Origin of the sequence: Parabacteroides sp. AM58-2XD (assembly GCF_003463685.1) — a bacterium.
GTDB classification, from domain to species: Bacteria; Bacteroidota; Bacteroidia; order Bacteroidales; family Tannerellaceae; genus Parabacteroides; species Parabacteroides segnis.
The window spans coordinates 12449-38900 of the sequence record NZ_QSDP01000022.1 but is presented as its reverse complement, the minus strand read 5'-3'; the positions used below and the strand labels follow the sequence as shown (position 1 = coordinate 38900).

The following is a 26452-nucleotide window of genomic DNA, read 5'->3' as shown; positions in this document are numbered from 1 at the left end:
AAGGATACAATATGACAGGATACGAAAGAATACAAACAGCTCTTGCCGGCAAAATGCCGGATAAAACACCTATTATGCTGCACAATTTCATGATGGCCGTCAATGAGGCAGGATACACCATGAAACAATACCGCAACAATCCGAAGGTTATAGCCGAATGTTTTATACGCGCAGTAGAAAAATATCAGTATGATGGCATTGTTGTAGACATTGATACAGTTACACTTGCCGGTGCATGCGGGGTAAAAGTCGATTTCCCGGAAACAGAACCGGCCCGCTCTCATACCGGTATTTTATCCTCTTTAACTGAGCTGGACCAGTTAAAACCGGTCAATGTACAAAGCTATCCATACGCCACAATCTGGTGCGAAGCTGTCAGCCTGCTAAAAGATTATTTCAAAAACGAGATTTATATCCGGGGAAATTGTGATCAGGCACCATTCTCACTCGCCACAATGATCCGTGGTGTAGAAAATATGATGATGGACTTATGCTTGGAAGAAGAAAACAGGGTTTTCGAATTTCTGGATCATTGTTACGAAGCCACTTCCCAATTTATCAAAATGATGGCAGAAGCCGGTGCAGATATGGTATCCAACGGAGATAGTCCGGCGGGGCCATCCATGTTGTCACCGGATATGTATGAGAAGTTTGCACTCCCTTATGAAAAGAAAGTTTGCGATTATGCTCATCAATTAGGAGTTCCGTATCTATTACACATCTGTGGTAATACAGATATTATTATCGACCAAATGATTACATGCGGAACAGATGTATTGGAACTGGATTACAAAACAAACATCAATCGGGCTGAAGAAAAGATGCATGGTAAAACTGTTTTTGCAGGCAATATTGATCCTGCCGGAGTATTGGCATTTGGAACACCTGCATTGGTCAGAGAAAAAACAATCGAATTAATAGAAGTATTCAAGAACAATCCCCGATTTATACTGAATGCAGGTTGTGCCATTCCTTCTACAACTCCTCCCGAAAATCTGTTCTCCATGATTCATACAGCACGAGAATAAAATAAATACTTTCAGAAAAAAAACAGGACAGTAGTGTTAGGTCTCCCCACACTACTGTCCTAAATAGAGTAACACTACTGTGCTACCCCTGCTAGCACTACTATACTATCCCAAATAACGCTTCTTAGTATTCCAATCTCAATGTTATTTGTCCGTACGGAGCCATCACCAGATTGCCGTCGGTTCTCTCTCCGGCTATCTCTTCCCGGTCACAGACAGAAACACGCACCGGGACCTTTTTAGGAAAAGACAGTTTTACGCTTTCCTCTTTGTCGGACAAGGAACGAAGGCGGACGATCAAAGCACGGTCGCTTTCCAGTGATTTGATAATCGTCGAGTACACTTTCCGGTTGTCGACAGCTATCAATGGCTGAACCTGCGGATCTTTATCTGCCGTAACGTATACCAGCGGTTGCGATTGTTCCATTCCGAAACGGTTCGCTTCCACCACATCGTAAGCTTCATGCGGATACAAACGGTAACGGAATTGGACAGGACCATCTTGGGTCAACGGGAAGTTCGTATGCCAGTGGTTATTCATCACCCATGAATAAACGGTTGAACTCGGTTCGAGCTTCTCCAACCAATTTCCCTTGTCTCCCCAACCGAGTGCGATGTTTGCCGTACGGTTGCCATACTCAAAGAGAGGAGCATCCAACGAGCACCAGGTTACGCCATGAGTCTCGTTTGAAACGTCCAACCAACGCTGCATCGCAAGCCAGTTACGGTTACCCTGCGGCCACTGGTCCTTTTCCACTTCCATCACTCCCCAGGGAATATCGACACGGGTCTTTGAGTTCGGCAGATTGAAGGCAAAGCCAAAATGAATGCCGTCTTTCTCCACCAAAGGCAATTTATCCACGACATTGGAAATTTCCACCCATGGCTGGCCTGCCAACAAACGGACAGAACGGGAGACACTCCGGCAACCGGTTGCTTTCGATACCACGCGCAGTTCTACAGCCAAAGGACCTTCTTCCACTACAGAAACAGATAATACCGTATCCGCCTGAGGAGCATCCACATTCGCCGGCAACCAGGAGAATGTATTGGCTCCCTCGCCGATATAGTTATATTCAGCACCTTTCTTCAATAAAGAAACAATATTACCGGTTACCCGGTCCACATGCACCGTCAGACAATCGTTTTCCAGTGTCGTTCCCTCTATTTTGCAACTACCCGACAAAGAACATTTGCCTTCCACTACCCGAAAATGACGGGAACTCAATGCTGGTACTTCCGGAACATAGAACAACAGTTCACCGGTAGAAAGGCGTTGGGAAAGTACCTCTTTACCATGCTGATCGACCACTTTATCCCCTTTCAAACTCTCCTTTGCCGTCAACCGGATCACACCGCTCTGCGGCCATGAATGCGTATTAAAGACAGCGATACCTCCATTTGCCGGACCTTCCTTAGGACCCAGTGCCCCATTCGACTTATCTGTGGCAGGAGCCAGCGATTCATCCAGCATATCGATCGAGCGGTCTTCGGCTTCATGGAAGTAAGACTGCTTCACTTTCCAGATGGCATCCTGGAAATAAGGTTCGGTCGGGTTCTCGAAGCACCAGGTATGTTCCGAACCTAAAAGGATATAACGCCAAGCCTCATCGAAATCTTCACGTGGAGCTTTCCCGCCATCTGCCAGCATGGACCAGATTGTTTCCGCCTGCGTCAACCGCTCTTTGGCATTTCGGTTTTTGGCGGTCAGCCCGGCTGCCGTACCTAAGCCGTCCGTCCAATATTCCGTATAGTCGCCAGATACGACCGGCAACTGGTCTCCATATTTATCCTCTATCATCGACATGATTTCGTGGCCACCACAAATACGAATCTTCGGGTAGGCATATTTTTCATTCCACTCCTTCACCGCAAAAGGGATATCGGCATCCAAGGGATTGTTGTCCCACAAGGACCAGGAAAACAAGGCAAAATCGTAGGGGTAATTATCTTTCTCCATAGACTCCAACTGCTTGGTAAAGTCTACATTCGCATATCCGGTACGTATTACTTTCGGAACCTTTTCCGGATCACGCTGGCCGAACCACGGACGTCCCGTCTCTCCGCCTTTTCCCATACTCCCGCTATTGGCATAACTGCCAGGTTGGAAAAACAAAACTTTCGACTTTCCATCCGGCCCCAACCACCAAAAAGGCTTACCATCCATATTGGCATGGGCATTTCCCGCCCGGTCGGAATTAGGCCAAGAAATGATATACCGAACTCCCTCCTGTGCCATTACCGGAACAAGTCCCCACGATATGCCCGGAATATCGAACTGTTGGAAAACGTCTGCGGGTTGTCCGCTTAACCGTTGCATTTCCCGTGTAAATTTAAAAATGTGGAACATCTCTTCATCTGTACAAATGCTAGTATTCAGGTTCAGATAACTGGCATCCACACACACTTGTCCCTTCTTGATTGCATCTATGACCCCATCCCGCATCTCCGGATTGGATTGCCATAAGCGTTCGAGCGGCCATCCTATTTCCGGGTTCCACACATAGCGGGCACCCTCCGGATGGTTCTTCGTCTCTTCTGCAAGTTTTATCCCTTCAATGATATTATTCTTGTGAAGCTGTTCTACGTTCTTATGCGTATTGGTATATCCTATATCTACGTGAGCATGGTTGTACAAATAAACATTCCAATGACGCATAGGCGTAACACTGACTTTTTGCTTATACACCTTATCCGCCCCACGAAGAACAAAGGTGACTTCCGACTTCTTCCCTGTAGGTACTGTGGAAGGTAACAGAATTTCGACCTCCGTCGAATCTTTCGCATTCAATGCAAAATGGTTCTTTTCTGTTTTTCCTTTGGCTATCACATCTACGGAAAGCTCTCCTTTCAGTTCCTTTCCTTTCAATTTAACCGTTACAATACGCCCGGGAGTTCCGTCCGCCCTGTAACCGTAGAGAGGACGCACCACATAATCGACTGAAGATGGAACAACATCTGCATAAATCACAGAAGACAATACAGATGCAAACAAACAATAAGCTATTTTCTTTTTCATTGTATTCAATTTAAAATCAACGACATTCATTGCCAACAATTAGTTTAGCATACAAATAAACCTATCTTTTATTTCCCGATCAATAGACTTTTTAACGGTTTATTTGCATTATCTTCTGATTCTTGTAGTTCTATTTCTTCATAAAAATCAGACAAGCTCCTCCCCCAGGTACCAATGTCAACTTCAAAACATCGTGTTTGTCAACTTGCTTTTCAGTCACTTTCAATGTTTCCCTGTTAGTCAGATAATGGCCATTATCGCCATCTTCCATAATTTTTGCTTCATAACTACCTTCCCCCAAAAAATCCAAAGCCAACTCGATTATACGTCCCAATTCATTTGTCGCTGCACCAACTAAATAAGCATCGTCTGTCTGTCTCATCATTACAATATCTTCACCTATTTCCCCCTGTAGCGTACGGCTTTCTTTCCAGGGCATTTTCTGTGCAGAGAGGAAGTCGAGCAATGCCGGATATTTTTTATAATACTCCGGAATGTCCGGTAAGATGGTTGCTCCGGAAAACACGATTAACGTACGGGCCGCCTCTGAAACCAAAGTAGAAGGTACCGGTTGTTTTTCGTCGACACGGGTCGTATTACCCTGGCGAAGATCAAACATACCATTATTCATATCTATAGGGCCAGCCACCATATTGACGAATACCGTCGTACAGAAAGTAGTCGGAGTAAATACCCGATGGGCATCCAACTGAGCATGGCAAAATTCGCGTGTCACGGCATTCGGCCAGGTACGCATCTGCCCGTAAGGATGTACCGGCCCATCGTGATAGTCGACCAACAGATGATTCTCTGCACAAAGCCGGGTAATCTTTTGTGTCCACAAGTTCTTCTCTTCCTGGCTGCCACGCATGAAACCGTATTTCACCCCGGCAGCCCCCCAGTCGCCATACTGTTTCAATGTTTGTTCGATCGGATATTTCCGTCCGCCCACGTCATTCAGGTATAGCCAGATGCCAACCCCTTTCTCTTTACCGTAAGCGATCAGGTTTTGCACATCTTTCGCCTTATCTCCTTCCACCGGATGGGAATCCGATTCAAACTCGGGACCGTACCAATTGGCATCCAGCACCAAATATTTGAATCCCTGCTCTGCTGCAAAATCAACCATTTTTATCCACGAAGGATAGGACATCGAATAGGTAAAGCCGTCCCATTCTGCCCCGTCGATACGCCAATCCCAAACAGCGACACTCGGTTTCACCCATGAGAAATCTATCTCCGGATCAGGATCAGGGTTCAGCAATTCCAACAAATGGCTATCCACCAGCGCACCAGGAGTCTTACCCGCCATGACCACCCGCCAAGCAGAAGTAAAACCACCCTTCAACTGTCCGAACACACCCGGAGAAGAGGCGACAGAAAGCGTATGCTCCCCTTTGCGCGAAGCCAGTCGCAACGGATCGCCCTCCGTCAAGCAAGCCTCATGCACATTCAGGAACAAATCGCCTGCCACCTGCAAAGTCACATTTGACGGACGAACCGCATCCACTTCGCTCAACTTGACTGGTCCATAGTTTGCATTTTCACCATTATAAAACCAAGCCGTAGGATCTGCTACATAATTATATTGTGTCAATTCACACTCGGCAGCTTCATCCACCCCTTCCGGGATCAGATAACGAAAAGCCAGCCCATCGTCGTAAAGGCGAAATTCGACTGTCAGTTTATTAATACCGGATTGACTGCCCTTATTTTCCAACAGAAGCGTGAGCTGGTTATATTTATCCGGAACTACAGAGCGTTTTCCCCAAACGGGATGCCATTCACCATCCTACTTGTCTTTTCCTCTTTCGTAACAGTCCAACCGCTTGCCGGAAATTCATTCCCATCTTTCAGACGGTACCCCAAACGGGATGAATCGATCACCATGACATCCCCTGCGTAAAAACGGTAGATAAGATCACCTTTATCCGACTGCCCGACCTTTACGGACAGACTGCCATCGGGAGATTGCAGCACATACTTACTCTCTCCGGTACAACCAACTAATAATAAAGCCAGTAAACTAAAAATCAAACTATTAACAATGCGTTTCATCTTGTACAAAACTTAATCATGATACATGCTATAAATCAGTCATTATAAAAAATAGGCAACGGCGGAGCATCGACAGGCGTATCGCTATGAGGCAGTTCCTCCGGAGCCACTCCTCCCAATTGAGAACGATACACTTTTAAGCCACGGATCGGTGCATTCCAGATACTGACCAAAGTCCCTTCGCACCCCCGGTCGGGCATCATCTGTGCATGTGTTTCCATATATTGGTCGAATAACAACAAAGCCCGGTTGCATATCTCCTGTGCACGCAGTTTCTCCGATTCAGAGACACTGCCATCAGCCTCTTTACGAATGGTCCGGATCTCGGCTGCCTCCAAGAACGCATCCATATAAATCACCGAACAAAGAACACGGTTCCCCATAAAAGCGAGGTAATCATAAGCCGGGCTCGTTTTATCTACCTGTGCGATCAGTTCAGCCAATAACTGTCCCGCTTCAAAATAATACGTGCGGGCTGTTTGTACATGCTCCTTATTCATCCAAGGGAAAGAACCTCCCGACCGCCAGGCTCCCATCCAACAGAAGCCAATATTACCCAGATACGTCCGGGAGTGATCATTGGCTTGCTGGAGTAATGTCAGTATCTTCTTATATTTCTCCACATCCTTGATAGCCAACCTTCCGGCATACTGTTCGTAAAAGACATCCGGAATCGTTTCCCCTTCCAAAGTAGAAGTCATGGCATAACGGGCTGAAGTCCGGTTTTCTGCTGTCCGCCAATGATTGTATAAGATAGAACCTTGTTGTTCCTCAGGCAACAGCTTCCCGATATGCTCCATCAGGCGTGCATTCCCATCAATCGAGTTCTGATAGAGATACATGAGTCCGTCAAACTCGATCCACGAATAAATTTCGGTGTGACGCATATCGTCCGCTGTCCGGATAAGGTCGGCAACTGCTGTTGCCGTACCACCACTTCCGTGCGAAGCCATCAGGCAGATTTGCGTTTCCGGCAATGTCAGACGAGCCAGGCGGTAAGCACCGTTTGTGTATCGTGTGATCGTGGAATAAATACCCAATTTCAATTCCGGTCCGAAAGCCTCTTTCGCCTGCAACTGTCCAATTGCCTGGGTAATAATGCCCACCTGTGTGTATAACGCATTCAAGTCGGTTTGCTGGGGCTGTATCGGGGCACAAACGATCGAGTCATTCGCGATTTCATTGGGAAAATAAGTTTTCAAGGTGTTCTTTACCTCCTCTGCCGTACATCGTGGTCCCCAACCACCGGTTTCTTCCGTAATCATTTCAAGTGCGTTTATACGGGGATAGGTTTTCCGGATATCTTCGGCAGTCTGCACAGCCTGCTCTACACTTGCCAAACGTGGTTCGAAAGACATTTGAACATAAAATCCCAGATCAGCCGCATAATTGACCAATTCCTGCATCCAAGCAACGGCAAACCGGCTACGCTTGCCGGGATCAGTAAATATCGGCTCCGCTTCCGGAATACAAAAGACACTGTCGTTCGTGGAGATATGCTTCTTCAAAAATTCGCTGTCATACATAAAATGAGTATCGCCATAAAAGAAGTTTCCGGCTAATGCCAGACTATCACCCACCTGTGTTTCATACCATTGTCCGGGATAGCTATGGAATGCGATTTTATTGAAACGCATACGCAACAAGGAATTGATATATTCTTTCGCATCGTCAATGGAGTAAGAAGATATATCCATCGGGAAATTCACATGCTGGCGGATACCTCGCCAACGTACTTTAGGAGTAATGCTTTTATCAGTCAACAACGATAGGTCTTTCTTCACAGCCGGTACAGATACCCCTGTCACATCGAACGTATAGCCCAACTCTTCCAGCAAGGTATAAAAAGCATGTGTCACACCGATCTCGTCACCACCGAACATCCTGACCTGATTGTCTTTCAATTGAAACCGAAGGAGCCATCCGTGATGGTCTGATCCAGACAGAACAGGTAATCCCGATTCGCGGCACCGGGAACCTCTGCCATGTACTTTCTCAAATCACTTTCTACCAATCGCATAGAAGCAGAGGGTGAGGATGAGAAACCTTCATATTTTACCTTCATATTCCTGCAGCCGGTCATAAAAAGACTACAGACAATCCATAATAATACCTGTAACGTTTTGCTATTTGTTTTCATATCTGTTTTTAATGAATGGTCTGAAAAAACTCATGCATCTGCACATCATATTCATCCGGAGTCGTATGCCATTCGGAAAGGCGGGTCACGCCAGTCTTCCGGCAAAGCTCTACGAACTCATCCAGGCGAGTGATCATCTCCGGACGCACCTGCCACTTGCCATTTACCTGCTCAAAACAACGGCCTTCGGACGTTCCCCGCTTCTTGGCTATATTGAACAAGGCATAAGTCAATGGCATATGGGCAACTTTCACCCGCAACAAGATGTCGGGTTGTCCGCTAACAGCCTCCATTGCCTGTTGAAAAAGAGCTTCATAACGCTCCATCAACTCATCACGCAGAAAACCTTTCTCGCTATAATCTTCCGGGTTCATAAAAATCCCCAGCTTTTCGCCGGAAGCCTCCGATTCATCATGTATGATATCTATATACTGGCGTATATAAGGAGCTGCCTCCCGGTAGTAATGCTTCAGGAAATCATCCATCTCCGCCTCCACGTCACAATCCGGATTCCAAAGCAAGCGGGAGATCAAATACTGGCGCAATTCGTAAAACTCACCACCTATTTCACGATTGCCCTGCTGGAAATGCGCATTGGTACCGTTCTCTACAAAAAACTGGATATTGGGCTGCAAGACGCGTAAGTTTGGAAACGGGCTGACCAGATTCCGGAATTGCACCACATAATCCCAAATCATGATATTCCGGGTCAATTTGCCCCATGCACGAAGGTCTTCCCCGAAATTGTCATCCGGATTCGTTGCGATCGGCTTCTGGCGTTCCGACTCAATATCACAAAGCATGATCTGTACATTTTCACGCGGCACAATCGTGCGAGGCGGCTTGCGGCTATACTGATAAGCCAATGTCGAGATCATCTTGTCAGGAAAACGTTCGGCTACCCGATTGACAAAAGCCAGGATCGAACCGCTATGGCTCCCTTCCTGTTCATCCATCGCCGCACACTTCTCACACTGGCAATACCCGTAATTGTCATTTTGACTGACCGACCAATAAGAGGCATTCGGGAACCGGCCCATCGCTTCTTCCAGATTCCTTACCAGGACATCAAACACATCCGGATTGGAAAGACACAACTGCGAAGTATTCCGTTTCCCGTCAATCAATGCGTAATATTCCGGATGAGTTTTAAAATACTGCGAAGGCGGCACCAGCAGTTCAAACGTATGGACCATATATCCCCATTCGCCATCTGTCACCCCGTCCAACGTACAGTGATCTATTTTATGCCAATCCGAATAGAATGGATCAAACGCATCACGGTAATGCGTATCCCGAAATTGATTAACAGGCACTTGCGTATCATCTATTTTTCCGACCTCCACTTCTTTCAGTTTCGGATAATCCAACACCTTCGACGACAGACAACGATAGCCGAGATATTGATCGAAAAACGAATAAACCCCATAAAGTGTACCTTTGTCCTTGCCACCGACAATCACCAATCGCGATCCCTCCGTCCGAATCGTAAAACCGTCCTCTCCAAGCGTAGCCGTATCTATGTCCGTTCGTTGCGAAGCACCAATAAGGATTTCATGTCTTCTTCCGGCTTCCGTATCCAAAACCACCGGGAGGGTAACACCGCTGCTCAATGCCAACAGCCGGCTAAACTCATGGGCGGCATGTTGCTCACTCTCGGTTGCCTTTGGCGAAACAACAATCACATACTCACTCTGTCCCTGATCGGCCAATATCAGCGGCCCCTTTTGACACGAAAGGAGTAGCGACATTACCGCCACTCCTCCGACTATTAAATAATTTTTCATGATATCCCCAATTAATGTCTGATGCAAAATTAACATCATTGTCTTTATCAAAAAATAGCATATTATTGCTAAATCGGTATACTATTATTACAAAAGCACCACCTCCTGCACTTCCCCCGGAGACAAAGAGACTGTTCGCTTTTCTTTTCCGAAAAAGCCTGACAACGTCTTTTTTGCCTCCTTACCCGTTTCACTGAAAATCGTCACTTCTGCCGGGAAACGGGTAGGGTTCGTCAGTTTGAGTACATAGCGTCCTTTTTCCGATTTAACTCTTTCTGCCTGGATATTGTCGAATACCGCCAATACATCTTTATCCGGTTGCACATAGATACCGGGTAACTGTGCCATTGTCAAGGCTATCGCCGCTTCTACCCAAGAGCAAGAGGCGAAAATATTGCCACCGATATTCTCCTTACCTTCCCAATCACTCAAGTTGACACGCTCACAAGATCCTCCCAGTGGCATATTGCCTATTGACCGGTCTTCACGGCTGATATACTGAGAAACACCATGGGCTATATCTGTCAATAATTCCAATGCATACCTATTACCTGTCGCCCGGTAATATTTCAGCAAACAATCACCCGACCAAGTACAAATTCCTGGAGCTCCGTGTTTGTTCGCCACACTTGCCCAAACAGCACCGCAAGAACGGGCATCGATCTTGCCCATTGGCGATTGAACCGGAAATACAAAATCATAAGAGACCGTCCAGCTGGCGCAAATAGGCAATAGCTCCGAACAATAGATGAGCCATTCCTTGTCGCCGGTCACTTCATAGAGTGCCATATAGGCTTCAAACAGTCCGAAGGCGGACTCGCTATCCGGTGTAGACAATATCTCGCCCGGTCCTCCGGTGGTATATCCTTTCCGGACATAATCGGTATAGTATTTATGTCCTGCCTGTTTGGCAACTTCCAAGTATTTCGGATTCGAATACCTCTGCGACGCCAAAGCCAGGCCGCCACAAACAATCGCGCCTGCCGTTGAATTACCGATACAGATATCTCCGGTCTCTACATCTACAAAATGGCCGAACTGCCCTTCACGGTCCCACATCCGGGTAAACGCATCTGCCTGTTTCTGCATAGCCGACTTCCAGTGTGCCGGAACAACCTCCCCTTCCGACTCCAAATAGTCGAACTGGCGAAGCGCCATATACAACCAGTCGCCTTGTGAACGAACCAACGATTCGTTATTTTTCAAAGGAGAACCGAACCCAAAGCTGACAAACTCTTTTCCATTCCCGTAGGCATTAAACAATCCCGAACGTGCCTGGCTTTTGGAAACAATGACCTCAATATTCTTCTTGGCACGCTCTTTGCCCTGTTCGCCGCCTTTCATCATGATCGGTAAGGTATTCTGGCCTCCGCCGCACCAGCCCAATTGCCAGATGAAGTTCCAACTGGTGTTGGCACCGACTTTACTCAACCAATACATGTCGATCCCTTCATCCCAACGTTCCGTTTGGTAGAGGTTATTCACCAGCTTCCAAGCCTCACTGAACGGAAGCTCTTCCCGACGGTCTACCGGATTATACCCTTTGCGCTCTTTCAAGAAACGCTGGTACAGGTCGTTCAAGCTCTTTGCCGGAAAGGTATATACCCGGAAACGGATAGAGACGGCATCCCCCTGCTTGTAATCTGCCGCTTCATCCCCCGATGCAGCAAATCCGGCTCCAACAGCCCGTTTCTCACGCACAGCAGGCGAGGTGATTGTAAAGACACTTTCCGTCTTCGTGTCGTTTTCAGCAATCGTCAAACCGTGGTTGCCATTGTTATTTCCTTGGGTTGTTTGTACCATCCAAGCCTTTTTCTTGTCCGGTGCATAAAAGGCCATCAAGGGGGTGGAGGCATTCCCGGTTGTCAGCTCTATTTGGGCGGCACCGCTTCCCTTCTTGCCCAAGGTTGGCTGAACCGTGGTCGTTGTCGGCATATCTTTCCGCCACTCGCTCTTGTCATACCAGTAAGGAGGATAGCCGATGTTCTTGACATCGAAACGGTTTCCATCATAGACGATAGCGGGAACAAACACATAATTATCGGCCGACCAGTCTTGGAAAGCAAAGTCAACCCCCACGACAATATCATCCGCATGGCCTTTTTCTAATTTCCAAGTGAGTTCATAGTCGGTTGCATCGGGTTCGTTGGGGACAGACTTCTTATGCACAGTCATTTTCCAACCCGCATGGCTACCTGTCTGTATATTCTCTTGCGTTTGAAGAGATAACGAGGTTTTATTCTTCACCTGTGTTCCCTCATAACTACTAATGAACGGGATAATATCCCCGGACACCGGTTTTAAAGATTGGGCGTTGGCCAACATGACATTCATTCCTGCCAACAAAATCAAATTAATACACGATCTCATAACTCTTCCATTACTATTTTATCCAAACTATTATTTAATTCATTTATCTACAACATCTACAATCATCACCATAATAAACAGTTTATAATATAGTTGTAAACAGTTGTAGATAAAAAAGCATCTACCATATTTCCGCCTTATCTACCACTATTTGCCACTTTTCAGCCATTTTTTGTAAAACAAATCATCTTCCATCTACCAAGTCCGTCCTCCTACTACCATACGCCCAAGTAGTTTTCCCCTAAGGAAACTTTTGTTTTGCGCTTGGAAAACTAAAGTTTCTTGCTGACAAAACTTTAGTTTCCTAGGCAGAAAACTATTTTCACTACCTTATTCCTTTATCCATAGCTTTTCAAGAACGCACCCAAAAGTAAAATAGGAAAATAAAATATCCACATATAGTGGTAGATACAGCTAAATAATTGTAGATACTTTCCTATCTACAACCATCTACAACCGAATTGTTTTTCATATCCCTAAAAGCATAGTTGTAGATATTGTAGATATTAAAAAAACTTTTCCCACCCTTCTATTCTAATACATTATACTTCAAGTATGAATAGTCTGCCGGATTCCCGATTTCAAACTCCAACATGCCATCCGGTGATACCTGTTTGGTAAATGTCTTTCCTGTCCGAATATCTGTTATGCCCAATTTCTTTCCTGCCAAAAACTTCAAACGGATTTCATGGGCTGGCTGCTGGTTGTGCAACTCACGGAACAGCAGGAAGTATCCACCATCCTGTTTGTCATTGATGAACTGGAAACCGGCCCAAGCCTCATTCGTCGGGGTCTCCCCGATCGGGAAACTATAACAATCGAACATCTCCTTGCGGTGTTCCTTATAAAGAGCTATCAGCGACTTCAACTCCTGACGGCCAGCTTCGTCCAAGTATTGTGCACTCTGGAAAAAGACCGGGATAAACGGCAATCCCATGGCAAAACAATACCCATGCCCGTGCTTGTCGGCATCGCTATACCGTGTATCGACCCGCTTCGGATTTTGGAGTAATACCTGCAACTTGTTACTGTTAAAATATTTACTCATCAGCCAATGTTGACGCAACACATGATAGGGCACCATGATCAAATGTTCGGGGAGTGCCTCCTGTATGTTCTGGAAATAGATACTGCCATATTCCTTCGCATAATACCAGCCATAACGGGGATCGTCATATTCCGGACAGAAAGAGAACTGTGTTTTCATCCAACGACGCTTCATGATCTCACGAATGTTCTTAAAACGGTTCTCGAAGGCCTCCCGGTTATTCAGATGGTCGAAATCGACTTTCCAAGTCACCACATTCGCATCTTCCAGATTCCATAACAGGTCTTTTTGCTTCGCACGTCGGATGGCGATCCACAATCCCAGATCCACCTTATTCTTTTCACAAGCCGCCTTGATGTTTTTCCATTGATCCGGATAGCTGGGAAGAAAGACCTCCTTTTCACCGCCCCACGGATTGATCTGCCAACCATCGTCGATGCGCAACACGTCTACGCCCAAATCTGCCAAGAGAGGTATTTCTTTCAGTAGATAATCCTCTTTCGCGAACTGCGCGCCACCCGGATCGGCCGGTCCCCAAGTATCATTGATGATCATGATGTCACGCTCCGGAAAGACCGGATAACGAGCACGGTCGAAACGTTTCAAGGCAAGCTGCATACCATCGTTTCCACCTTCATAGACAATCGTCCACGTCGCCCAACACTCACGGAAACGATCCGTCACGATCTCTTTCGGCTGCAAGCCCCATCCCGTTACCGAAAGCCCTTTCGGACCGGCATAGAAACTTCCGGTATTATGTCCTTGCTGATTGACACATTTATGGGATTCTTTCACTACACAAACACCGTTCCCGTCGTAATCGACACCGACACCACTCGCCCAATTTATATCTTCGTCCTGAAAGACCGGATAACCCACTACCCGTTCCTCTTTCAGCATATCCCGGCTTTGGTCGTGGCGTGCCCCCGGGTTATTGTAATAGCCCCAATAGAGGCGTTCGTTCTTGACCGAGAAATCCAACGGTACATATTCCGTCTGACCGCTGGGAACCGACAGGGTATGCCCGTAATAATTCCGCGTCGTTTCCTTTTCCGGCAGACCTTCCGGATTAAAACCATCCATCGCCTTCACACGCAATTGTGTACGAATCCCCGGCGCATCCGGGAAAACCCATACAACATGCTGTACCTCCAATCGTGCCGAATCATAACGCAGGTAGGTAATCAATTCCAAATGGGGATTGATAAAACCTTCATCATCACTCTTACGCGCTTCCAAAGACACAAAGGTTGCCTGCGAATTGGGATTGATAGCTCCCGGCAGATTCCAGTCGCAAGTAATCTCAGGTCTCTCCTTTTCCCATTCTCGGTTCAACAACAGGTCTTTGATAGAGATTGTTTTCAATCCGGTTTCATTCCAACACCATTTACGTTCGATCTTCCCGGTCGAAACAGTCAAGGTATCATCCGTCACTGCAACAGATGCGCTTTTTAATTTCTTATTATATCCTCCAGGAAGGGTTTGGGCTGTTATTCCTCCGGATAAACATAACAAAAGACATATCAACTTCTTCATTTCATTACTATTTTACTTTGTTTCATCCAATAAAACTAGTCCACTTATCCACTTTCCACCTTTATCATAACTTAATAGTGCAAACCTATTTAGAAATTAAAAAGGAGCTGTGTCAAAATACACTATTCTGTCATCCCGGACTTGATCTGGGATCGCATCCTAGACTGATAATCAACATTTAGAATAAGATGACGGATCAAGTCCACCATGACAAAACAGGATTTTGACACAACCTCTACATAAGTAAATACAAATTGTTGTTATCTCCTAATTTTGTGCAGGAGTATTTCCCGTCTTCTCCCAATAAGGATTCTGATAGATTGGGCAATCAGTACCTTCTCCATCGGAAGATGCAACAGTAAATACTTTCTGTGGAATAGGATCCAGATAATAAGCCATCATCCAACGCATACCATCTTTAAATATATTACTTACATCTGTCCTATTCATAAATCGATAATATTTACTTTCTGATTTAGGAGACATAGTAGCACTACCACTTTTGTCCGCAATAATTTCAGAAGGATCATACATGGCATAATTGGAATCCCAGAAATTGAAACCTTCCATAAAATACGGTTTACTCTTCAGTTGATCCAACGCTCTCCAACGCTTCAAATCCATCCAACGGAAACCTTCTCCCATAAACTCGCATCTTCTTTCGCGGCGAATATTAAACAAACGAGTATCAGATAATAATTCGCCTGCAGTATATGCCGCCCAATCGGTTTCCGCTTCTTTTGCAATATTTGTATTTTGATCTGTAAGATCCAAATCCGGATTCACACCAGCTCTTTCACGAATAGATTTCCAATACATTGTTGCACTTCCGTCAAGAGTTCCCGATCTCAAATAACAAGCTTCGATATAGTTCAAATAAGCTTCCGTTGCACGGAACATAATCTTAGCCGCCTGTCCTTTTTCTAATTTTTCTGCCGCATCAAAAGAAGCTCCTTTTCTCGAAGCATAACCTGTCGGATTACGTAAATTATTATTCGCATTAAAAAGTTGCGGTTTGGGTTCAACTATAATCGCATACTCTCCCGAAGGACCTGTCGTTGCTTGATCCAAATCATTAAGTTGCCCTTCCTCTTTTAAGAACAACCAAATACGTCCATCTCGGTCAAAACGAGTATCAGAAAGAGTTTTATCACCTTTATACCCTGAGTTAGAGGCATAAATAGGAAGACCGTTTTTCATTAAATAACAATCCACACCACTACGAGTATAACATACATTTGCCGATCCTTCTATTCTGCGAAAAGCCTCATTAGTCACTCCTAAAGCTCTGGAATAAACCTTCCACATCAAAACTTCGGGATACGCTGATTTATCAATTGCCGAATACATATTGACATAATCGTTTTCGTAACAAGCTTTTGCAAAAGCTGATGAGCCTCCTCGTCTGCAGCAGCATCCATACCGATCATCGATGCCATCTTATTGGTTGTTAACGGGAAATGGTCAGCAACCTCTTTGGCATTTTTCATGGCTACATCCAAAAAATATTCTACCTCTTTTTCCAAACTTCCTGCCGGATACTGATATCCTTTATACATTACCTCTCCCGGCCAACCTTGACCACCAGGAACAAATGGTGTTCCTTTAAAATTTTGTAACCACGTAGCCTCATAAAGAGCGACCCGAGAAGCCAAAAGTTTAGCACAATAAGAAGATAATCTCAGATTATTTCCATCAGGCGATTTGTCTAACATCAATTCTGCTGCTTTCTGCAAATCACTCAAAATGAAACGAGCCACTTCATTACGCGGAGCACGACGAGATGAATCTGTCAATATCTGCAAATCATTGGGAAGCACTGTTGTCACAATAGGGAAATCACCAAATGTCTGCAATTTACCGAAATAAGCATTGGCACGTATCATATACATCTCACCGATACAATGATTGATCATGCTCTTTTCACCCGTAACTGCATTTTGCTCCAAACGCAGATCAACCTGTTCAAAAAAATAGTTACAAGCTCGGATAGTTCCAAAATCCCATTCGCCACCCTGATCCACGCCGACGAACACCTGTGCCTGGTTACTAGCAAATTTATTGGAATAACTACCGTATTGACTATCGGTCCCCCCATCATTATCATAATAATTGACGCCATCAAAATTATAATAATTCATCGTATAATACCCCAACTGATCTGCATCGTTAAAATAACCTTCCGGGGTGATTGAAGACTGAGGAGCCTCATCCAAAAAAGAATCACAGGATGTAAAACCGATAACTCCTCCCATCAAAATTGCTATAATAGATTTTTTCATTGTTTTATAAATTAAAGTGTTACACTTAAACCGAATGAAACCGCCTTATTAATCGGGTAGTCACTTGTTTTCAATGTTTCCGGATCAAACATATCTGTTTTCAATCCATCTATTGTAAACAAATTCTCGCATGACAAATAAAAACGAAGCCTTTGTATATCTATTTTCTTCGTCAACTTAACCGGTAACGTATAGCCCACCTGAAGATTTTTCAAACGGATATAGGCAGCATTCTGTAAATACCGTGTTTGCTTCTGATAGTTTCGACCGTCACCTGTTGGATAAGGAAGATAGGCATCCGAATTGGCTCCGAAGAAGCTACCTTCAGGACGCCAATAATCCATACAACCTTGCCAACCGGCACCCCCCCCCACCAGTAACCGAAGAAAGTATGCGCATCTGCTGGCCAAAAATCACGATGCATTACACCTTGGAAGAAACAGCTCAGATCGAATCCTTTATAATCTGCATTCAAACGGATACCAAACGGAAATTTGGCTCTATCATTACCGATTTTCTTTAAGTCTCCATGATCCTTCAAGGTATTTTTACCAGTTGTGATCACGCCATCACCATCCAAATCCGCATACATAATATCTCCTGCCTGCCATCCGCTACCGATACGTGACTGGTCCACTTTCGACAAATGCTCTTGCATCTCTTGGTCTGACTGGGCGATACCTTTTGTTTCATAACCGTAAAGATCCCCAACGTATTCACCGGTGATATAAGTTCCTAAACTTCCGGTCAAGTTAGGATAGCTTGTTATCTTCGTCTTCGAATTGGATAAAACCAAACCTACGCCGTAAGAAAGCCCGCATTCCAAACGATCTCTCCAGTTAATACTCAATTCAAATCCTTTTGTACGCAAAGATGTATTATTTTCTTTTGGATTTGCTGTTCCTAATATATTAGGCAATTCTTGAGCCGGTCCTCGCATATCTTCCGTATTTCGAACGAAATAATCAAACGAACCAGTTAAACGATTGTCCAATATGCCAAAATCAAACGCACCATTTACCGATTTAACTGTTTCCCATGTCAAAGAGGAAGATACTAGTCCCGGCATTCCGACCGTATTTACTCTCAATCCGTTAACAATCATACCATTATTTATACCTATCGGTAAATTCACATAAGTAGGATAATAAATGGGATTTCCATTATCATCTGTCACATTCTGATTACCCAACTGTCCATAAGAAGCCCTCAGTTTGAAAGTATTCACATAATCAGCCAGTGGTTCCCAGAATTTTTCATTTGATACATTCCAACCGGCAGAAAATGAAGGAGAGAAACACCATCTGCTACCTTTACGGAAACGGGAAGATCCATCATAACGCATACTCACTTCAAACAAATAACGGCTATCAAAATCGTAGTTCACACGACCAAAGAAACCGGCAGTAGACCATGCATTCAGATTACCACTGACAGATGGAGGAATAACAGATCCATTCAACCCTACACCAGTCGTTGTGTCCAAAACCCTATAACCATCAACCAAAATGCCATTACGATAGGCATTATAGCTTCTCAATCTTTTATTTTCAGTCTGTACACCGGCTAATATTTTAAAATGATGCTTTTGGATCGTATTCTCATAGTCCGTATACAAGTTGGTGGTCATGAAGTTAGTCTTCGAATTAACCTCTTGGATATAAGAATTCGAACGGTAACGTGTATAAGCCCACGGCTTTCCATCGAAATCATGGTTATAAACCACCTTACCTTCTTCATTACTATTATACATATCCGTTGCATACGTAAAATTACCGACAACCCTCCAACCTTTCAATGGCGTAATAATCATTTCCCCATGTTGATAAAGGTTATCGACAACCGACCGGGTTGTTCCTCCTTCTGCCAATCCTAATGGAGAAGATGGCCATGCAATCAGATAACCATTACGGTCATAAATCGGGAAATTGGGAGCAACTTCATAAGTAGCCATAGAACCAAAAATACCTCCAGCCGAATTTATCTCTAATTCTGTCGGGCGGTCATAATCCTGACGTTGCCAACGTGTACCGAATGAGAAAGACATCCAATCGGTAATCTGGGCATCCATACGGACACTGGTATTATATTTGTTCATCTTATCTTCACCAAATGCAATAAGTCCATCATTTTTCTTGTACGCTCCGGAAGCATATAACTTAAATTTATCAGAACCGCCACTGACACTGATGTTATGCGTTTGCGAGAAGGAATGGCTTTTATAAATCTCCCTATACCAGTTGGTATTACCAACACCTGCCGCTGTGTAAGCATTTTGCCATGTTATGGAAGGATTGTTCGTCCATTTTATCAACAGATCCTGCGGTACAGTCGTATCCGGATGACCGGACGGAGATAAAGGTAACTCACCATTCACAAATTGGCGAATACGCTCTACTTGTTCCGCACCATACTCAATATTTCCACCATTACGCAGCGATACTTCATTTCGGTAATTCACAAAATCATAACTATTCAATTGATCATACCACCTGATAGGCATATCAAACTCGAAATTGTTATTATAATTAATGTTTAATGCACCTTCCTTACCTCTTTTTGTTGTAATCAAAACAACACCAAATGCTGCACGGGCTCCATAAATGGAAGCAGCCGAAGCATCTTTCAATACAGAGATAGACTCTACATCTTGCTGGTTCATATTAGCCAAATCCGCAGCATCTATAGCAGCGCCATCCACTAAAATAAGCGGTTCGGCACCCGAGTTGATGGATCCCATGCCGCGAATGTTCATAGACGGATTGGAGTTCAACTTACCATTGCCCGATGTGATATTCAAACCCGGAACAACCCCTTGAAGAGACTTGTTCAATGAAATTGAAGGACGGTTTTCCAAAGCCTTTGTATCAACCGTAGCTACCGCAGCAGTCAGGTTCACCTTCTTTTGTGTACCATACCCGACTACCACAACCTCATTCAATAATTCACTATTCTCCATCAATGTAACCTCTACGGAGTTTTTATTTTTTATCGATACTTCTACCGGAACATATCCTATATAGGATATCATCAATGTTGCACCCGGTGCAACATTGATGGAAAATTGTCCATCAATATCAGTTATAACCCCATTAGTATTGTTGCCTTTATCCACAACATTCGCCCCAATAACCGGGTCTCCATTGATGTCCTTCACAACACCTGTGATCTTTTTTTCTTGCTGGATTACCGGATTCATGACGTTGGCTAATTTCTCTTTTGATGACAAAACAATATAAGCCCCGTCCACCGTATACTTAATACCAGTTTCACCAAACAACTCTCCTAAAACCTCTTCCAAGGGACGTTTTTTGGAATTGACCGATACTTTACGGTTTACATCTACATATTTGTCATATACAAATAAATAATCAGTCTGTTTTTCGATGGTATTCAAGACATCCCGCAGTTCTGCATTATTTTGTTTTACAGTAACCTTGATATTCTGGGAATTGGAATTTCCTGCATACAGACTGAACGCCAATGCAAATGAACACACTGTGGTTAGCTTCATGATTCTAAAAAAGTGTTTACACCGTTGGGTTTTGTCATAGAAAACCCACGATAAGAATTTTTTATTCATATCTTTGTTGTTGCTAATTGATTAATACAGTTATTTTTAATTGTGTTAATTGGATGCCGGTGAGTGTGGGGACACTTATCGGCATTTCATTTAAGATTAACTTTGCTTTTCATGTTTGTTTCATAGGCTGTTTCATTTTTTAGTTAGACTTATTTTATATAGACAATCGTGTTGTCCTCATTCCTTTCAAAAGTATATTTAGCATTTCGTTGTAAAATACGCAATGCATTATCCAAACCGTCGGAAATACGGAATTTACCGCTGCACGAATATTCTTCCAGATTCTTATTTTCAACCATAATGGATATACCGTAACATTTTTCGAAACGTTTCATCAACTCATGAAAAGCGATATCGGTAAAACAAACCAATCCGTCACGCCAACGGAAGTGGTCGTAATCATCGATAGATGAAACCAACAACCGGCCGTCTTTCAGATGAACTTCCTGGTTCGGTTTCAAAAGGACAGGAACCGAAACGGCTGAATTATCCGTAACTTTCACGGAACCTTCCATCAAGGATGTTGAAAATTCCTCCGTATCCGAATAGGCCTCCACGTTGAACTTTGTACCTAATACTTCTATATCACATTTCCGGGTATGGACCACGAAAGGAGATGTCTTGTCATGCTTCACTTCAAAGTAACCTTCTCCATCCAACTTCACTTCACGTTTCGCTCCGGAGAAAATGGCCGGATAAACCATCTCCGAACGGGCATTCAACCAAACTGTCGTTCCATCCGATAATGTCAAATTCACCCGTTGTCCCGCCGGAACAGTTATCGTATTCATAGCAGCCAGCAGTCCTTTCTTTTCAGATACATAGAAATACAGCCCGCAAGCGACCGTTATGGCTACCACAGCAGCCACCTTCAACATTTCACGCACGAAAGAATGTATCCGGAATCCGGAACGTTTTCGTTTCTGTTCCCCTTCCTCCTTTCCTTTAACGTCTTCAGCACTTCCTGCCAGAATCATTGCATCAAAGAACTCACGTTCCCTGAGTAATTCCTTCTCATTGGCAGGAGTGGCATCCAACCAGCGGTAGACAGCCTCCTCTTCTTCACGGGAAGCTATACCTTCAAAATATCTATATAATGTTTTTTTCTCCATTTTTTCGCCTTTCTATTTATTAAGCGTTTAGCTGGAAGATATCCCTAGTGGAAAAGTGATTTATTTTGCAAAATACTTCAAATAAACCTGATTAGTCTTTTATTTCATCAGTAAATACAAAAATACGGGCAGATAATCTTTCAAGGCGACACGCAGTACTTTCAAAGCCTTGGTGATATGAAACTCGACTGTTTTTGTAGAGATACCCAACGCTTCGGCAATTTCTTTATGACTTTGATTATTATAGCGGCTTCTGATAAAAACATCGCGTGTCTGTTCGGGAAGTGAAGCCAGCGCCTTATCGACAAGACTCTGGAGTTCGTCGGAAAATATCCTTTCCGGATTGCAGGCTTCCAGGGTAGCAATACGTAAATTCAGCCTGCGGGTTTCATATTCCTGCAGGTATTCTACAAAATCCTCCCGGGTACGCATCCTGCGCAAATGATCCAGACATTTGTGTTTAACTACCGTCAGGATATAAGCCAGAATATTCGAATGATCATCCAATGTCTTCCTGTTTTCCCAGTAATACATTAAACTCTCGACAGCAATATCTTCCGCCGTCATTTCATCATCCACATACGTCCTCGCAAAGTGTGTGAATCGCCCTTTGTAGTTAGTAAACAAATGGTTAAACGTCTGTATCTCGGTGCTCTCCTTCATAATAATACACTAATAAATGATAAAGATAAACAAAATATTTCTTGCTACACGTTCCTAGCATAAAAACATTGTATCACTCCTATCTATATCCCCTCTCTGATCGGATTTACTTCAGTGTTGCCTAATACGATCCCCCCTTATTGTAGGTCACACTTTAAGTAAATCGCAAATGTAAAGTCCTACCAACCTATAAAAAATAGCAAAATCTTGTCTTATTTGTGGATTATTATTGCTTATTTTAGGCTGTGAATAGCGAAATACATGAAAAATGGCAAAAGTAGAACTAGGATTTTCCGGTGAACGTTTCATCTATCTTCCTATCCCGATGATCAATCTGATGGAAGATAGTCCACTGACAGGTGACTTGTATCTTTATTCGATGGGATACTTCTCAAGGGCTTCCCATCATTATATCAACCGGCCAACCGGGTGCGATGAGTTTCTTTTCATCTATTGTAAGGAAGGATGCGGCTGGATAGAGCTGTACGGGAAACGGCAAAATCTGGAGGCTAACCAGTTCATTATCCTGCCCCGGAATATCCCGCATGCTTACGGAGCCGATGAGACCAGTCCCTGGACGATCTACTGGATTCATTTCCGGGGAAGCAAAGCCCCTCTTTTCTCCAGCCGTTTCGATAAGCCGACGACGGTCTCTCCTTCTGCCCAGTCACGCATTGAAGAACGGCTCGACCTGTTTGAGGAGATTTTCTTTACGCTGAACGAAAGTACCTCTATGGATCATATGCATTACGCCAATCTGTGTTTTGCCCATTTCCTGGGTTCTTTCCTGTTCATCGATGTCTACCGGAATAACTTCCGCCCAAAAGAGTATTCTGAAAATGTGATGAACCGTGTCGTACATTTCATGAACGATAATATCGAAAACAACCTCAAGCTGGCCGATTTCGCTAATTTCTGCGGATATTCGGAATCATACTTCTACCGCAAATTCGTTAAGGAGACAGGCCACTCCCCTATGGATTATTTCACACGTATGAAAATAAACAAAGCCTGCAAGTTACTGATCCAGACAGACATGAAGGTGAATCAGATCGCTCACAAGCTCGGTTTTAAAGAGTCCCAATATTTCTCCCGCACATTCTCCAATGTAATGGGGCTTTCGCCGTTGGAGTTCAGGAGGCAGAATTTCAGGCTGTAAAACTATTGGCATGGACTGTTACAAAACCGCCTCTGCCGCAGAAACATTATTCCAATATAAAACTGGCTGGCGCATAAGCACCCAATTCCAATTCAAACTTTCCGGATTTAACGGGAATAGGTTCTCCTTTCTTTTCCCCACGTAAATTTACCGGTACTGCTACTGAAGTATTCATTCCTTTTGGCAATGTTATCATCAGTTTCCCCGAAACTCCGGCCTGTTCCCAAACGCGTAACAACGTTCCAGTATTCCCGTCCGGATCCGCACCAAAAGCAGTGACAGTCACTCCCGGGCGAGATACTTCCAGTCCCGATTGAACAGCAGGCAGATTTCCTCTCTTTTCCTTTACAGGTATAGCTTGTAACGGATTACGTGCTTCCAATGCCGAAGTCATAAACAATCGGGATCTTTCTTCCGGAGTAGTGCCTTTTTCAACCGTCCAGATACGAACACGTGAACTCCACGTGCCGGGATACCAATAGCGAAAATTAGTATTCCACTGATTATTATATAAATTAAGATAAACAACCGGCTGTTCCGGTACGTAATCGTCTGAACATTTCCAGCATCCGGGAACACCCAAACTGATCAACGGATGATCTAGCGGACATACGGCAATACCGGCTCCATCCGTACCGGTAATGGTTACACCATGTTCTGCTGTATATAAATGGTGATTTGCTCCCGGAAGAATATCGGTTGCCGGATTCATCACACCTAACTGCCGGTACACATTGAATTCCGGACGATCGATCCGGAAAGGCAAACAAAGCCAATCCGCCTCCGGCCAGTTATCTTTTTCTTTTCCCTGTATAACAACTTCCATATCCATGTAAGGCTGATCTTTATATAAAGATATACGAAGTATAGAAGCCGGAAGATGACGGGATTTATCTGACGGCATCAATAATTCTGCCATTTGGACATAACTATCCCCCGATATTTTCAGATTACCATCTTTCGGAGACGCAGCACGATAAGGGACCTCTTTTTCCGATATCATTCCGGGCTTGTGTATTCCCGGATGAGGCCAATCCCCCGCACGTCCCTGCTGATAAGCCAGCGTATAATCCAATGCCTGCTCAAATGTAAATCGTTCATTCAGATATTGTCCGAAACCAAGATCAGCCTTTTTGTCAACCCATTCCCGACCCGTCTTTTTATCAAACAAAGAAACTATACAACCTTTTGCAGGATCAAAAGTTATTTTATAATAATCATTCTCTATCGAATTTCCCGATTGCCCATGCCCTCCCTTATCCATTGATTTTACAGGAATAACCTGATAACCGCTGGAAGGGATGTTCTTCACATATATTTTCCTACCATCTATTTCTACCACTCCCGACGTTTCCACGGTAACGGATTATACACGACAAAAGAATTCTTTTTACATGTAACATTCGTTGCTAAAGAATACAGGTTCGACTGGGTTATTCCCTGAACGATATCCGACGCATCACGAATATACCCGGTCTTATCCTCCCAGGATGCTTCGAGATCCTTATATTCATCTGCAGGTAACTTTTCGAAAGCCTCGCCATAAGCCTTCACGGATTTTGAGCCGCCCCACGTATGCTCCCCATACAACGCCATTTTCTCATAAGCCGTTGCAATATCTTTCGACACAGAAGCAACCGGAACACCCCAAACACCCAATTGAGTATTCAATACTTCAGCCGAACTGATAAGCGGATGCACTTCCCGCGACAAACGGACTCCTCCCGGATCACTCATTATACCGTGTATCCATGTATCCGGCATGGCGGATTTAACGACAGGCAATTGCGGATTATCTTTCATTAGGGCTTCATAAAAGTCATCCATCGTTCCCATATGCACATTCACATCCGGCATTTTCTCTTTTATCTCCTGAAACAGTTCTTTAATCCGTTCTGCCGTAGGAGGTCCCGAGTTATCACCTGTCACCAAGATAGCCGGCCAAACCGCATAAGGCCAATCTTTTGCCGGCATCAGGTTTACTCCCATCATCGGATCATTCGGTCCTTGCCATCCTTTAGGACACACTGCACAGTTTGTTCCGTAACTGGCCGAATACAAGGTCAAGACCCTTGAACCGTCTGGTCCCTCCCACCAGAACAATCCCGGCGTTTTCACAAATCCGCTGGGCCAGTTACAACCGATATGTAAAAACTTTACACCCGCATGAGCCAATACTGTCGCCAAGGCTCCCGTGTGTGAAGGTTCATCCGTCATCTTGCCGGAATGGGATAACGGCAAATTATATTTACGACATAAAGCCGATGAAAAATTCAATCCACGTGCCATTTCCTCTAGACCACAAAAATCAGAGATCATGGTAAATGGTAATGCATGAGGCACAATCTGCCCGGACTTTAGTTTATTATCCAGTTTTTGCCTGCGTTCCGGGGTTTGCCCCTTCCAATCCTCCATCGTCTTTGACAAAACCCACCCGGGAAGTGTCCAGGCAAATTGCTGTTCTTTCGGCAAATCACCGGAAGCATCCATCACCTTAAAGGCCCTGTCAATCATCTCTGTCTGATAATAATTGACCACATCATTCACCCGATGCGTGTAACCAATATCAAAATGGGTCTTACAAATCACAATGACCTCTCTTACCTTTGTATTATATTCTTCCATAGGCTGACTTTTCACCCAAAAAGGAAGCATACAACACAACAT

17 protein-coding genes and 1 pseudogene are annotated in these 26452 nt (G+C 44.3%); 2 read left to right on the top strand and 16 right to left on the bottom strand.

Annotation, left to right across the window (positions count from 1 at the left end; all coding sequences use genetic code 11):
* The first annotated feature begins 11 nt into the window (after positions 1-11).
* The gene (locus DXA15_RS07355; protein WP_128133615.1) at positions 12-1028 is read left to right on the top strand and encodes a uroporphyrinogen decarboxylase family protein; all 1017 of its coding nucleotides are present in this window, start codon (positions 12-14) and stop codon (positions 1026-1028) included.
* 124 nt (positions 1029-1152) lie between these two features.
* Here DXA15_RS07355 and DXA15_RS07350 read toward each other — a convergent pair whose 3' ends face one another.
* The 14 genes and pseudogenes from DXA15_RS07350 to DXA15_RS07295 form a co-directional block, all read right to left on the bottom strand.
* Positions 1153-4047, bottom strand: coding sequence for a glycoside hydrolase family 38 C-terminal domain-containing protein (locus DXA15_RS07350; protein WP_128133614.1), 2895 nt, complete (start codon positions 4045-4047; stop codon positions 1153-1155).
* A gap of 130 nt (positions 4048-4177) precedes the next feature.
* Complete coding sequence (locus tag DXA15_RS26095; RefSeq protein WP_233566964.1) at positions 4178-4429, bottom strand: glycoside hydrolase family 97 C-terminal domain-containing protein; 252 nt, start codon at positions 4427-4429, stop codon at positions 4178-4180.
* 126 nt (positions 4430-4555) lie between these two features.
* Positions 4556-5776, bottom strand: a pseudogene (locus DXA15_RS07345) (glycoside hydrolase family 97 catalytic domain-containing protein); the annotation flags it as partial.
* Positions 5777-5799: 23 nt separating this feature from the next.
* On the bottom strand, positions 5800-6105 hold the full coding sequence (locus DXA15_RS27540) for a glycoside hydrolase family 97 N-terminal domain-containing protein (RefSeq protein ID WP_128133612.1): 306 nt from the start codon (positions 6103-6105) through the stop codon (positions 5800-5802).
* 35 nt (positions 6106-6140) lie between these two features.
* A complete protein-coding gene (locus DXA15_RS07335; protein ID WP_233566957.1) occupies positions 6141-8009 on the bottom strand; it encodes a hypothetical protein in 1869 nt (622 codons plus the stop codon).
* On the bottom strand, positions 8006-8245 hold the full coding sequence (locus tag DXA15_RS26090; protein ID WP_233566956.1) for a hypothetical protein: 240 nt from the start codon (positions 8243-8245) through the stop codon (positions 8006-8008). The genes DXA15_RS07335 and DXA15_RS26090 overlap by 4 nt, the downstream gene beginning before the upstream one ends.
* An 8-nt stretch (positions 8246-8253) precedes the next feature.
* Positions 8254-10032 carry a DUF4838 domain-containing protein gene (locus tag DXA15_RS07330; protein WP_158579644.1) on the bottom strand — a complete coding sequence of 593 codons (1779 nt, stop codon included), beginning with the start codon at positions 10030-10032 and terminating at the stop codon, positions 8254-8256.
* 87 nt (positions 10033-10119) lie between these two features.
* Positions 10120-12402, bottom strand: a complete 2283-nt coding sequence (locus tag DXA15_RS07325) for a hypothetical protein (RefSeq protein ID WP_128133610.1) — start codon at positions 12400-12402, stop codon at positions 10120-10122.
* A 529-nt stretch (positions 12403-12931) separates the two neighbouring features.
* The gene (locus DXA15_RS07320; RefSeq protein WP_128133609.1) at positions 12932-14986 is read right to left on the bottom strand and encodes a hypothetical protein; all 2055 of its coding nucleotides are present in this window, start codon (positions 14984-14986) and stop codon (positions 12932-12934) included.
* 267 nt (positions 14987-15253) lie between these two features.
* Positions 15254-16336, bottom strand: coding sequence for a RagB/SusD family nutrient uptake outer membrane protein (locus tag DXA15_RS07315; RefSeq protein WP_128133608.1), 1083 nt, complete (start codon positions 16334-16336; stop codon positions 15254-15256).
* Positions 16294-17268, bottom strand: a complete 975-nt coding sequence (locus DXA15_RS07310; protein ID WP_128133607.1) for a RagB/SusD family nutrient uptake outer membrane protein — start codon at positions 17266-17268, stop codon at positions 16294-16296. Before DXA15_RS07310 ends, DXA15_RS07315 begins: the two co-directional genes overlap by 43 nt.
* Positions 17269-17479: 211 nt before the next feature.
* A complete protein-coding gene (locus DXA15_RS07305; protein WP_158579643.1) occupies positions 17480-20782 on the bottom strand; it encodes a TonB-dependent receptor in 3303 nt (1100 codons plus the stop codon).
* A 218-nt stretch (positions 20783-21000) separates the two neighbouring features.
* Positions 21001-21963, bottom strand: coding sequence for a FecR family protein (locus DXA15_RS07300; RefSeq protein WP_128133605.1), 963 nt, complete (start codon positions 21961-21963; stop codon positions 21001-21003).
* A 99-nt stretch (positions 21964-22062) separates the two neighbouring features.
* On the bottom strand, positions 22063-22626 hold the full coding sequence (locus tag DXA15_RS07295) for an RNA polymerase sigma-70 factor (RefSeq protein ID WP_128133604.1): 564 nt from the start codon (positions 22624-22626) through the stop codon (positions 22063-22065).
* Positions 22627-22894: 268 nt separating this feature from the next.
* Here DXA15_RS07295 and DXA15_RS07290 point away from each other — a divergent pair, with 268 nt between their 5' ends.
* A complete protein-coding gene (locus DXA15_RS07290; protein ID WP_128133603.1) occupies positions 22895-23785 on the top strand; it encodes a helix-turn-helix domain-containing protein in 891 nt (296 codons plus the stop codon).
* Between the two features lie 46 nt (positions 23786-23831).
* Here DXA15_RS07290 and DXA15_RS07285 read toward each other — a convergent pair whose 3' ends face one another.
* Complete coding sequence (locus tag DXA15_RS07285) at positions 23832-25142, bottom strand: glycoside hydrolase family 38 C-terminal domain-containing protein (protein ID WP_128133602.1); 1311 nt, start codon at positions 25140-25142, stop codon at positions 23832-23834.
* Positions 25121-26410, bottom strand: coding sequence for a hypothetical protein (locus DXA15_RS07280; RefSeq protein WP_233566955.1), 1290 nt, complete (start codon positions 26408-26410; stop codon positions 25121-25123). The genes DXA15_RS07285 and DXA15_RS07280 overlap by 22 nt, the downstream gene beginning before the upstream one ends.
* Positions 26411-26452: the final 42 nt, after the last annotated feature.

What these genes read in the sequence shown, in the direction of transcription:
- DXA15_RS07355 (WP_128133615.1), top strand. Translation starts at nt 12, where the DNA reads ATGACAGGATACGAAAGAATACAAACAGCTCTTGCCGGCAAAATGCCG.
- DXA15_RS07350 (WP_128133614.1), bottom strand. Translation starts at nt 4,047, where the DNA reads ATGAAAAAGAAAATAGCTTATTGTTTGTTTGCATCTGTATTGTCTTCT.
- DXA15_RS26095 (WP_233566964.1), bottom strand. Translation starts at nt 4,429, where the DNA reads ATGAGACAGACAGACGATGCTTATTTAGTTGGTGCAGCGACAAATGAA.
- DXA15_RS27540 (WP_128133612.1), bottom strand. Translation starts at nt 6,105, where the DNA reads ATGAAACGCATTGTTAATAGTTTGATTTTTAGTTTACTGGCTTTATTA.
- DXA15_RS26090 (WP_233566956.1), bottom strand. Translation starts at nt 8,245, where the DNA reads ATGAAAACAAATAGCAAAACGTTACAGGTATTATTATGGATTGTCTGT.
- DXA15_RS07330 (WP_158579644.1), bottom strand. Translation starts at nt 10,032, where the DNA reads ATGAAAAATTATTTAATAGTCGGAGGAGTGGCGGTAATGTCGCTACTC.
- DXA15_RS07325 (WP_128133610.1), bottom strand. Translation starts at nt 12,402, where the DNA reads ATGAGATCGTGTATTAATTTGATTTTGTTGGCAGGAATGAATGTCATG.
- DXA15_RS07320 (WP_128133609.1), bottom strand. Translation starts at nt 14,986, where the DNA reads ATGAAGAAGTTGATATGTCTTTTGTTATGTTTATCCGGAGGAATAACA.
- DXA15_RS07315 (WP_128133608.1), bottom strand. Translation starts at nt 16,336, where the DNA reads ATGTATTCGGCAATTGATAAATCAGCGTATCCCGAAGTTTTGATGTGG.
- DXA15_RS07310 (WP_128133607.1), bottom strand. Translation starts at nt 17,268, where the DNA reads ATGAAAAAATCTATTATAGCAATTTTGATGGGAGGAGTTATCGGTTTT.
- DXA15_RS07305 (WP_158579643.1), bottom strand. Translation starts at nt 20,782, where the DNA reads ATGAAGCTAACCACAGTGTGTTCATTTGCATTGGCGTTCAGTCTGTAT.
- DXA15_RS07300 (WP_128133605.1), bottom strand. Translation starts at nt 21,963, where the DNA reads ATGGAGAAAAAAACATTATATAGATATTTTGAAGGTATAGCTTCCCGT.
- DXA15_RS07295 (WP_128133604.1), bottom strand. Translation starts at nt 22,626, where the DNA reads ATGAAGGAGAGCACCGAGATACAGACGTTTAACCATTTGTTTACTAAC.
- DXA15_RS07290 (WP_128133603.1), top strand. Translation starts at nt 22,895, where the DNA reads ATGGCAAAAGTAGAACTAGGATTTTCCGGTGAACGTTTCATCTATCTT.
- DXA15_RS07280 (WP_233566955.1), bottom strand. Translation starts at nt 26,410, where the DNA reads ATGGAAGAATATAATACAAAGGTAAGAGAGGTCATTGTGATTTGTAAG.